Origin of the sequence: Pacificibacter marinus (assembly GCF_018860665.1) — a bacterium.
Taxonomy (GTDB): Bacteria; Pseudomonadota; Alphaproteobacteria; order Rhodobacterales; family Rhodobacteraceae; genus Celeribacter; species Celeribacter marinus_A.
Genome location: NZ_JAHKPK010000054.1, coordinates 1 through 9,850, shown reverse-complemented (window position 1 = coordinate 9,850; position 9,850 = coordinate 1). Strand labels below are relative to the sequence as shown.

The window sequence follows — 9,850 nt, the reverse complement described above, 5'->3', positions numbered from 1 at the left end:
ACGGCGATGACATCCTCAACGGCATGGACGGAAATGACGCCCTCTATGGCAGCAACGGCAACGATACGCTTGATGGCGGTGCGGGAGAAGACGCGCTTTATGGCGGCAACGATGACGATGTGCTCATCGGCGGCGATGGCGCGGATGTTTTCGTATTTGCGGCGGGCGACGGCGATGACATCATCACAGACTACGACCCATTCGTAGACCAGATCGAGATTAGCGGCACAGCGGTCGTCAACACATCTCTCGTTGGTACAAGTTTAGTCATCATCTATGGCTCGGGCGCTATAGAAAGCACCATCACTTTGCAAGATGTGTATGCGGGCATCACGGCCGGCAGCGAAGATTGGGACGATATTACAGATGCCATCACCGATATGATTGCTTGATTCTGACAGGCAAAGGTTCAAGGCCAGCAGAACACCCATACTGCGATGCGGTACTTGGTTCGACACAATAGGCACCACAATAAGATGAACCGCATGACAGCGTTAGGCGCCACACGCAGGCAAAGCCCTGCACCACAGTGCTTTTTGCAGGTGCAGCCAAACAGTTTGAAAACAGGAGCTTCGCAAGATATCTGCGTCCCGAGATCGCAAAAACCTGCTCGGGCTGTGTGTTTTAGGACGCAAGAAGTTTGACAACTTCGCGGGTGAACAGTGTGTGCCCATCAACGCTCAGATGCATCCGGTCGTCCACCAACATTTTCAAGGCGCCTTGCTCGGTCACGAGCCTGTCGAGATCCAGTAGGGTGGCATCGTTACGCTGAACTGCGGACATCACTTCCATATTGTAGCTGGCAAAATTCGCGTTCACTCCAGGTGTCGCATGCCAAAACTTAGACGGCGGCAAAATCACTGTGGTCAGGATAATTTTGTCGGTGCCGCCCATACGCAGCAACATGCAAATTAGGTCGAGATTGCTGCGGAACCGATCAGCACTAACGTAATGGCGCCCCGGTAACTCTCTTAGAATCGCTTGCCGATGGGTTTGCGCGAATCCAACAATTTTCTGTCGCAGGTCGTCCTTCAACAAAGAAAGCGCAAGGCGTTCATGCTCTAAAAACATACGGTTGGCGCAGTCATTTAGGCCCAAATGAATAACAGCATGTTTTGTTTGTGCCAGAGCGGGTTCCTCAGTCAGGACCCGAACAGCATCGTCGGTTGTAAAATAGCGTTGACAGACTGCCGTGGGCTGAAACGGATGCGCTTGATAGCCCAACATCCACCCATAGGTCGTTTCTGCCCCACGGTACTTTCCTGATATTTGTTCTGACCTCGGCAAACCCAAGCTATCGCCGAGCAAGAGCAATGGCACGCGCCCCTCGCCCGCGCCATGCTCAAAATTAATCGCACGGTAGCGTTGGCGTTCATTGGACAGGCCCGATTTTTCTTTTGAAATGACTTGTTCCAAGGCCGCAGGATCGGCAAAAACATGTGCCATTTCACGTGCTATATCGAAAGATTTCACAGCCAAGCCCATCTGCCCCGCCTGCGCAAATTCATGGGCGCGGGTGATTTCGACTTGTAGCATTTGCGTGTTCTCAGGTGTCATAGTGTCCCCCAGCTGCCGCCGGTGCGAATAACGTCAAAATAGGCCATGCGTGCGGCATGATCTTTTAGGGATGAAAGCACATCTGGACCGGTGCCCAACAAAAACCGCTCAACTTGTTTTTTAACGCCAGGCTTGAAGGCAAGATCTTCGGCGTCATCAATCTCGATATCGACTTCTGCAAAGCTCGCGTGTGTTTGCACACGGAGTTTTTCGAGCGGCTGCATGATAATGCGACGCTCTGGCGTCATCACTTCCATACCCCAACGCCCTGGCCCGTCCCAATTGGCGTGCCAGCTGATCAAACCGCCCTGCGCGTTGATCCCTGAGCCTGCGAAAACAGCCCCGCCGGGGTGCCAATCAAGGCTGCCAGTGACACGCGCATTCAAGGCACTTGGATCGCCAAACATATGAAACGCAAGATCGACGACATGCGAAGAATTGCCATAAAACCACGTGTGATGTTCGCGCTTTGGCTTATCAAGCACGGCAATGCGACGGCTGGGTTCAGAGAAATCGAACTTGACGCTGCTCACGCCGCCGTCTTCTGCGATCATCTTTTGCGCAGCCAGTGCTGAGGCCATAAAGCGGCGATTGTACCCAACGTAAACCTCTGCCCCATGTGCCTCAACAGCGGCGCACAGATCCTCCATTTCCGCCAAATCCAGCGCGCCCGGTTTTTCCAACAACAGGCGTTTGACCCCGTGATCCATCAACACCTTGGCGACATCCGCAAGATACATCGCATTGACCGCAAGGATCGCTGTGTCTGGCACAGTCTCCATCGCCGTCAACTGATCGGCCAGCGGCCCAGTGGTTGGGATCACGCCCGTAGCCTCGGCAAAGACCGCCGCACTTTGCGCGCCGCGTCCAAGCACATGGAACGGAACGGACAGCTCGGCCAAAACTTTGGCATAGGCCTGTGACATCAGGCCAGCGCCGACCAACAGTATTGGGGAATGTTTCATCAGGTCTCTCTTTTTACGAAATGGGGCAGAGCGTGTCAGATTGATCTGGCAGGTTCAAATGAGTGTTGATCGCAGACAATAGCAAACGGTGCTGTGCAGCCGATTCAGCATATGTGGGCAACAAGCACCCCTCACCGTTCAATAGTGTTTCATACAAATAGGGCATTCCAGACACATGGCGCGTCTCGAACGCCAGTGTTTGGGTCACATCACCACGCGTCACCGTGACGGTGCCTGCCGCCTCATCGATTTTGCCGGTCAGCGCTGCGCCCGCGATCGAAATGTCCAACAACAAGGCATCGGCAGGCGTACAGGTCAGGCTGACGGTGGCACCGTTTTCCAATGTGCCCTTAAGAGTGCCGTAGATTTCAATATAGCCCGCGCGTTTGCTGTCCCCACCGGATTGATCCAAACCGCTGGCATCCAAAGAGATCAAAGGCGATTGGTTGATACAGGCGGCAATGTCTAAGAAATGGATCGCGTTAGACGCCAAAGCATATTGCGTGCCGACAACCGTGTAGTCGACTGGCGTATCAAACGATAGCGTGTCGCGCAGCATTTGATAGCCCGCGAATCCGCGACGCCCACAGTTCACATGGGCCGCAATGCCTTGCAATTGCGCCTCGACAGCGTCCAGATCTTCGATCCGCTGGAAAAGCACTTTTTCGAAAATAATAGCGGCAAATGTATGTTTGCTGACAAGCCCGTCAAAGACGCGACGCCGCACATCAGCATTGGTCGCGATGATCGCTAAATCAAAGTGATCCGCTTGCTGCGGCAAGGCTGTCAAAACCTCAGACAGTTGTACAGGTGTGCGCCCCAGCTCAGCTGTGATACGCGAGTGATGGGCCGTGTTTGGCTCGATAATAGTCAGGCCAATCTGCCCCGCCAGTTGCGACGCACAGAGCGCCTGCAAATGACGAAACCCGATATTGCCACAGCCAATCAAAAGGATTTTTTTCATCTTTTAGTCCAGCTCACTTATTAAATTTGGGCGATCTTGATCAGAATCCGCACGGAACAGGGTCAATGTGCGCCCCGGAGTTTCAAAGTCGCGATACGCCAGTTTGATCGTCACGTTGCTGGCGACAAAAGGCGCAAAGAAGTTCGGCAATATCAGATCAGGATGATCGGCAGGGCTGACAAAACCAGCGGCCCGCAAGCCGTCTGCATCTAAACCCGTTTGCAAAATATCGATGTAATCTGCGCCAGCGTCGTGCAGGTCACCGCGTAAAGCCTCGCTCACCTGCGCCAAGCCCGCAGGCGGGCCGATCACGTCAACGATGCGCAAAATGGCCGTGTCGTTCACATCCACTTTGCGCCAGACGATCACGCATTGCAGATCATCGCCCTGAAACACGCCGCGCAGATCGTAGTCGTAATACGGGTGATTGACGTAGCGGTTTTGCAGATAGGTCCAAGACTTCGCCAACCCTGGCCCCTGTGCAATACGCGCAACCGCTTCACTGTGCGCAGGTAAAATCGGACCAAGCGTGGCGCTGTCTTTTGGCACTGGCGCGCCCGCGACATCTGGCACATTCACTGCAATTTCACCAGCGTGTGTCCCATCCGCAAACAAAGCAGCATGGTGCAACTGGCCCAGCGTATATTTGAACGCTTTGTAAATCGGCCCCACCATGTCGGAAATGCCAATCGCGCCAATAACACGCGGCTTATGCGTTTTCTCGATCAGCTTCAAAAGCCGCAGACCGACACCCGGCAAGGCCATGTCTTCGCGCACTTTCCACACCGCCAGCATGATATCATCACAGCCCAAATCAGGGTCGAACTGCCCTGTCGGGATATAGCCCAAAAAGCCCAAAACGGTGTCGTCCTCGTCCAACGCCAAAGCAATGTGATAGCCGCCATCGGGTTTTTGATACTGCCAGTCGAACACGTCTGGCGCCAAAACAAAAATATGGTCTGCACGCCAATGCGCCGCCAAAAACGCCAACATGCGCTCTTTGTCGTGGGCCTCGGCGATGCGTGTCGTGATCTGTCCTACCACGCCGTTAGGCCCCCATCGACGACCAAATTCTGACCGGTGATGTAAGACGCCTTGTCGGACACCAGATAGGCAACTGCGTTCGCAATTTCATGCGGTTCAGCCATTCGGTCCAACATCGTGCGCGCGCTGTATCGGCCTACAAATGTGTCGTTTTGCCCAGAGAACACGCCGCCCGGAGTCACCGCGTTGACCCGCAGGCCTTGTGCGCCGTAGTAGCTGGCAAGATAAGTCGTGAGCCCCCAAAGTCCGGCTTTACTGGCGCTGTAAATCGCTGGCGTGTTGATCGCGCGCCCTTCGTACAAAGCGCCCTCATAGATGCGCTGATCAGGGGCAGCGATGCCGTAAATGGACAAAGTATTCACGATGGAACAGCCACCGCGTTTGGCCATGTCTGGGGCGAAAACCTGCGCGCAAATCATTGGCGCTGTCAGGTTCACACCCATGACGAAATTCCAGTCATCCAAGGGAAAGCTCTCGAACGGCTCAAAGAAATTATCGCTTTTGGTCGCCGCATTGCACAACAAAGCCGTCGCCGGTCCGATGTCTGCTTCGATCTGTACTTTCAGCGCCTCGACCGCTGCGCGATCGGTGATATCGCAGGTATAGGGTTTGGCCGAACCCGCAGGGTCCGCCAAAGCCGCAGCCCCGGACGCCAAATCGCCATCACGGTCCACAACGGCAACAGCAAAGCCATCTTTTGTCAAAGCCGTCACAATAGCGCGGCCCAAAATCCCGCCGCCCCCTGTCAGAACGGCTACCTTTTTTTGCGTATCGGTCATTGTGTCAGCGCCTCGGCCATAAGTTTTTCAACGATATCGAAATCAAGTAGGCTATCGATGTCCACGGATCTGTCGCGGGGCATTTCAAAAATACGCGCGCGTCCGTCCCACAACCCTTTTGTCAAAGTCTCGCGATGCCACACGTAAATCGACGCATTCATCGAATAGACATTGGGAGCCATCTGACGGCTGGTGATCGGCGGGTTGGCCGTTTTCACCAGACCCACAAGCCCTTGGCCCTTGTCTTCGACCATATTGAAATAGGGGTTTTTATCGGCAGCGTAACCGGTGATCACCACATCCGTGTCTTGATCCAGCAAGGCAAAAGCGCCCGCGATGTCGGCTTGTGTACGCAAAGGCGATGTCGGATCTAAATCGATGATTTTGCTTACATCGACGCCACTGTTCACAACAAATTCGACGAGATGTTGAATGACAGGCACCTTGGCGGCTGTGTTTGTCGCCAACTCAGCAGGCCGCTTAAAAGGCACTTCGGCACCCGCAGCGCGGGCCGCATCCGCGATCGCATCGTCATCGGTGGACACATAAACATGATCGATAAACGGGCAGCTCAGCGCCTGTTCAATCGTATGTGCGATCAAAGGTTTACCATGCAGCATGCGAATGTTTTTGCCGGGCACACCGGTTGATCCACCGCGCGCGCAAATGGTTGCGATTACTGTCATTGTTTGTTTCCTTTTGTACGGGCTTGGATGGCGATGCGACTGCTTATCACCCCATCGGCAAGGCTTTGTAAGTGCGCAGGCCAAGCGCCAGTTTGTGCATCCATCAAACGCGACATCATATCCACATAAGAGGCAGCAACATCAAAGCCGCCCTCTGCGTGATCAATTTGCGTGGTTTTTCCGTTAGGCTCACGCAGCTCTAATGTGCCCGACAGATCCCAGATTAATGTGCCAAGCTCACCGACAATTTCATACCTGCGCACGCGCTGACGTGAGACGTAATCCAAGGACACTTCAACAATCGGCGCACCTTTGGGGGGCGCTAAAATCATTGTCGCGACATCATTACTCTCGATCTCGAGCTGGCTAAGTTGGCCGCCAATCGCGTATTTTAAATCCAATTCACCAAAGAACCACCGCGCCACATCCAATTCATGCACCAAGTCCAATTCAACGCCGCCCCCTAAGGCGATGGAACCGCTGTACACCTCGCGGTAGTCTTGCGTCGGACGCCAATCGGGCAACCATTGCCCCGCTTTGAAAGACGCGCGTATGATCCGTCCCAAACGACCGTTTGCGATCATCTGTTGCGCTTGGATCAAGGACGCGATGTGGCGAAAATTAAAACCAGAAACGCGGACCGCGTCAGGCGCAGTATCAAGAGCCGCCAGAATGGCATCGCAATCGTCCAGCGTGGTTACAATCGGCTTTTCGATCATCAAGGCTGCGCCAGATTGGATAAGCCGCGGCAAAAGATCGATATGCAGCGCAGAGGGCGTGGCAAGCACAATCAGATCATAATCGAGATCGTCCAAGGCCGTGATCATGCGACCATTCAAGTCTGAGATCAGCGCATCAGCAGTACCATTGCGCCGTAAAAAAGTGAAGGTGGCAGAGGGATACAGCGCAGCAAGGTTACGCGTGTGCCGACGCCCGATGGACCCCAGCCCAATGATTAAAAACCGCTTCATCTTGCCGGCACCCCCATCACAGTCACAGCGGCAGGCACATCGCGCACAACCACGGCACCAGCGGCCACGATAGCCCCTGTGCCGATGGTGATGCCCTGGCGCACAACAGCGCCGGTTCCGATCAAACAATCGTCCATCACCGTGACCCCGCCAGCAAGACGCGCGCCTGTGGCAACATGAGTGTTGGCGCCGATCAAACAGTCATGATCGACAATCGCCCCTGTGTTCACGATAGCGCCCAAACCGACTTTTGTGCCGGTGCCGATGATTGCACCAGCGGCGACAAACGCACCAGCGTCGATCTGCGCAGAGGGCGACAGAATAGCCGAAGGATGTACCAGCGTCGCCAGGCGATCAGGCGCAACGCTGTTCAGGATGTGTTTGCGTCGGTTCATGCTATCTGTGTTCACAAATCCAAGCCCGATCAGCACAAAAGCATCTCTGTGCGCCACATCAGTCAAAGCAGAATCTGTGCCAAGATACGGGCCAAGCCCTTGCCCCGCAAAGGGGCCGAGATGGCCCTGTAACGTCAAATCGCACAGTCTCAGCGCCTCGGCCATGACACGGGCATGACCGCCTGCCCCAAGGATTATATGTGTTGGCTTATGATCGGGCATCGAAATGCGTCATCATCAACGGCGTACCATGTACGATATCAACAGCAAGGCGCTGCCCCAAAACCATTGGAAGCTGCTTTGGTTGCAGGCCTGTGCCGGGCCGCAAAATAGCGATGTCATCGTCGGATAGGATCTCGCCCGCTTTCATATCGCGCGCTACCGTCAAAGACCGCCGTGCAACCTCTGCTGTGTTCAACTCTGCCGTTGTTGGACGTTTTACCCCCGTGCCAATCGCGATTTCAATGTTGCGAATGTCACGCATCATTTGCGCAAACTCATCGGGCATCATCGACGCCGAATGGTCAGGCCCGTCCATGGTGACATCCAGCGTGATGTGTTTCTCGATAATTTTGGCACCACGCGCCACAGCCGCCAAGGACATCGCTGCCCCTTGAGTGTGATCGGACCAGCCCACAGGATAGCCAAAGGCCGCCCCGATAGTGTTCATCGCAGCCAAGTTACAATCCTCGGCAGCAGCAGGGTAATTTGACACGCAATGCAAAATGGAAATTTGCGTGTTGCCCGCGGCCTCGATCGTGCGCACGGCGTCTTCGATTTCGCTTAGAGTGCCCATGCCCGTGGACAAAATAACCGGTTTGCCTTTGCGCGCCATATGATCCAGCATTTGCACATAGGTCAAATCGCCAGAGCTGACTTTAAACGCGTGCACGCCCACGTCATCCAACAGATCGACGGCGCGAAAGCTAAAGGGCGTCGATAAAAACGCGATGTTTTTTGCGACACAATAAGTGTTGAGATCTGCAAACTCATCCGCTGTCAGCTCCAGTGCTTTCAGCATGTCATATTGGCTTTGGGCGGTATCTGTCGTGGCCAGTTGGTAAGCCGCTTTTTTGGCGCTGCGGGTGACAAGCTCATCGGCAAAAAAGGTCTGGAACTTGACGGCATCAGCGCCTGCATCAGCGGCGACGTCGATCATCTGCTTGGCCAAGCCCACGTCCCCGTTATGGTTCACGCCGATCTCTGCAATGACATAGGTTGGGTCGGAATGTGTCATGGATTATACCCGCTGGTCCAAGGATTTGGTACTGGCCACATGGCTGGCACGAAAAGCCTCTTCGACGGTGCAAATCGCGTCCTTGATGGCCTCCAAAGTCACAACTCCGCTCTGCCCGTTGAGCATCGCATCAGCTGTTTTCATGAAGGCGTCAAAGGCCTCGGGCTGCGCAGGCGGCACATAGGGCACGCGGTCCAGATCGGCGAAATCCGTGGTCAAAACTGTCTCGTTCTTGGCGACAAATTCTTCATAAGGTTTCTCGCCTGCGGTATCGAGCGGGGTCAAAAGCACAGGCCATTTTTTCTGCGCTTTCAACGTCAAAACCGTGGCGCGCGCTTCGTCTTCATCGGTGGTGAAATGCGGCGTGTATCCGATGCTGTCCAAATAGGTTTCAGCCACAGATTGCAGCGTCACCAAGTGATCTTCCGGGTTCAATTTCGGAACCAAGATCGAATCCGCCTCGCCCAAAAGCGCGCCCAAAGTGCACAAGTGCCCTGCTTCGCTGAGAGTCACGAAATAACGTTTGCATCCATCGGGGCAAGCCATCGGTTGATTTTGCTCCACACGGTAGCGCCAAGACTGCAACAATGATCCGTTGGACATCGCCACATTGGCAAAGCGCGCTGAGGTGATTTTGGTGCTATCAGCCCAACTGCGCCCTTGGCCAAACAACGCGTGTTCCATCAAACGCTTGGTCGCGCCCATCATGGATGACGGGTTGGCCGCTTTATCGGTGGAGACACAAAACGCCCGTTTCACCCGCGCGTCATCAGCGAATGTCTGCGACAGACCTTGCAGTTTCAGCACGTTCGTCTCGAGCATGGCGAGAATGCTGTAGGGGTCTTTTTCAGAACGCACATGTTTAAGTGCGGCAAAGTTCAAAATGTAGTCGTAACCTTTGTCTTGCGTTTTGATCCACTGTGCAAAAGGGCGGGCACCATAGTCAAAGGGCAGCAATAGAAAATCATCAACATCGAAGGGCGTCGCACCGGATCTGAGCGTCCGAACAATTTCAGCAAGCCCGTTTTCTGTCTGACGTCAGCACCCGTGGGACAGATTTGAGGATTTGAATAACGGAGGATTTCTGGTTCATCTTATCGATTAGGAGATCGAGATGACGAAGAAGCCCCAGACATCAAAAGACGCCGCCGACAAGGTGGTTAAGAACATCCGCCGCAAGACGCGGCAAACCTATTCAGCTGAAGAGAAAATCCGCATCGTCTTGGCGGGCCTGCGTGGCGAGGAAAGCATC

Annotated in this window: 10 protein-coding genes and 2 pseudogenes; 2 read left to right on the top strand and 10 right to left on the bottom strand. The window is 54.4% G+C overall.

Annotated features, from left to right (window positions below):
• Positions 1–392, top strand: a pseudogene (locus tag KO497_RS19295) (hypothetical protein); the annotation flags it as partial.
• Positions 393–624: 232 nt separating this feature from the next.
• Here KO497_RS19295 and KO497_RS13910 read toward each other — a convergent pair.
• From KO497_RS13910 to KO497_RS13865, 10 genes are read right to left on the bottom strand one after another with little or no spacing between them, the layout of a single operon-like run.
• Positions 625–1,557 (bottom strand): SGNH/GDSL hydrolase family protein, encoded by a 933-nt coding sequence (locus KO497_RS13910; protein ID WP_215944565.1) that lies wholly within the window; start codon positions 1,555–1,557, stop codon positions 625–627.
• The gene (locus KO497_RS13905; protein ID WP_215944564.1) at positions 1,554–2,522 is read right to left on the bottom strand and encodes a Gfo/Idh/MocA family protein; all 969 of its coding nucleotides are present in this window, start codon (positions 2,520–2,522) and stop codon (positions 1,554–1,556) included. The genes KO497_RS13910 and KO497_RS13905 overlap by 4 nt, the downstream gene beginning before the upstream one ends.
• Before the next feature lie 13 nt (positions 2,523–2,535).
• Complete coding sequence (locus tag KO497_RS13900) at positions 2,536–3,486, bottom strand: hypothetical protein (protein ID WP_215944563.1); 951 nt, start codon at positions 3,484–3,486, stop codon at positions 2,536–2,538.
• Between the two features lie 3 nt (positions 3,487–3,489).
• Positions 3,490–4,530 carry a hypothetical protein gene (locus KO497_RS13895; RefSeq protein WP_215944562.1) on the bottom strand — a complete coding sequence of 347 codons (1,041 nt, stop codon included), beginning with the start codon at positions 4,528–4,530 and terminating at the stop codon, positions 3,490–3,492.
• Positions 4,524–5,309 (bottom strand): SDR family oxidoreductase, encoded by a 786-nt coding sequence (locus tag KO497_RS13890; protein WP_215944561.1) that lies wholly within the window; start codon positions 5,307–5,309, stop codon positions 4,524–4,526. The genes KO497_RS13895 and KO497_RS13890 overlap by 7 nt, the downstream gene beginning before the upstream one ends.
• Entirely contained in the window at positions 5,306–5,995 is a 690-nt protein-coding gene (locus tag KO497_RS13885; RefSeq protein ID WP_215944560.1) for a cytidylyltransferase domain-containing protein, read from the bottom strand. Before KO497_RS13885 ends, KO497_RS13890 begins: the two co-directional genes overlap by 4 nt.
• The gene (locus tag KO497_RS13880; protein ID WP_215944559.1) at positions 5,992–6,966 is read right to left on the bottom strand and encodes a Gfo/Idh/MocA family protein; all 975 of its coding nucleotides are present in this window, start codon (positions 6,964–6,966) and stop codon (positions 5,992–5,994) included. Before KO497_RS13880 ends, KO497_RS13885 begins: the two co-directional genes overlap by 4 nt.
• Complete coding sequence (locus KO497_RS13875) at positions 6,963–7,583, bottom strand: NeuD/PglB/VioB family sugar acetyltransferase (RefSeq protein ID WP_215944558.1); 621 nt, start codon at positions 7,581–7,583, stop codon at positions 6,963–6,965. Before KO497_RS13875 ends, KO497_RS13880 begins: the two co-directional genes overlap by 4 nt.
• Positions 7,570–8,598 carry an N-acetylneuraminate synthase gene (neuB, locus tag KO497_RS13870; RefSeq protein WP_215944557.1) on the bottom strand — a complete coding sequence of 343 codons (1,029 nt, stop codon included), beginning with the start codon at positions 8,596–8,598 and terminating at the stop codon, positions 7,570–7,572. The genes KO497_RS13875 and neuB overlap by 14 nt, the downstream gene beginning before the upstream one ends.
• A 3-nt stretch (positions 8,599–8,601) precedes the next feature.
• Positions 8,602–9,555, bottom strand: coding sequence for a polysaccharide biosynthesis protein (locus KO497_RS13865; protein ID WP_215944556.1), 954 nt, complete (start codon positions 9,553–9,555; stop codon positions 8,602–8,604).
• A 157-nt stretch (positions 9,556–9,712) separates the two neighbouring features.
• On the opposite strand from KO497_RS13865, the pseudogene KO497_RS13860 reads away from it, so the two are divergent.
• A pseudogene (locus KO497_RS13860) lies at positions 9,713–9,850 on the top strand (IS3 family transposase); the annotation flags it as partial.

Coding starts and splice junctions, on each gene's coding strand:
- KO497_RS13910 (WP_215944565.1), bottom strand. CDS start 1,557: ATGACACCTGAGAACACGCAAATGCTACAAGTCGAAATCACCCGCGCC.
- KO497_RS13905 (WP_215944564.1), bottom strand. CDS start 2,522: ATGAAACATTCCCCAATACTGTTGGTCGGCGCTGGCCTGATGTCACAG.
- KO497_RS13900 (WP_215944563.1), bottom strand. CDS start 3,486: ATGAAAAAAATCCTTTTGATTGGCTGTGGCAATATCGGGTTTCGTCAT.
- KO497_RS13890 (WP_215944561.1), bottom strand. CDS start 5,309: ATGACCGATACGCAAAAAAAGGTAGCCGTTCTGACAGGGGGCGGCGGG.
- KO497_RS13885 (WP_215944560.1), bottom strand. CDS start 5,995: ATGACAGTAATCGCAACCATTTGCGCGCGCGGTGGATCAACCGGTGTG.
- KO497_RS13880 (WP_215944559.1), bottom strand. CDS start 6,966: ATGAAGCGGTTTTTAATCATTGGGCTGGGGTCCATCGGGCGTCGGCAC.
- KO497_RS13875 (WP_215944558.1), bottom strand. CDS start 7,583: ATGCCCGATCATAAGCCAACACATATAATCCTTGGGGCAGGCGGTCAT.
- neuB (WP_215944557.1), bottom strand. CDS start 8,598: ATGACACATTCCGACCCAACCTATGTCATTGCAGAGATCGGCGTGAAC.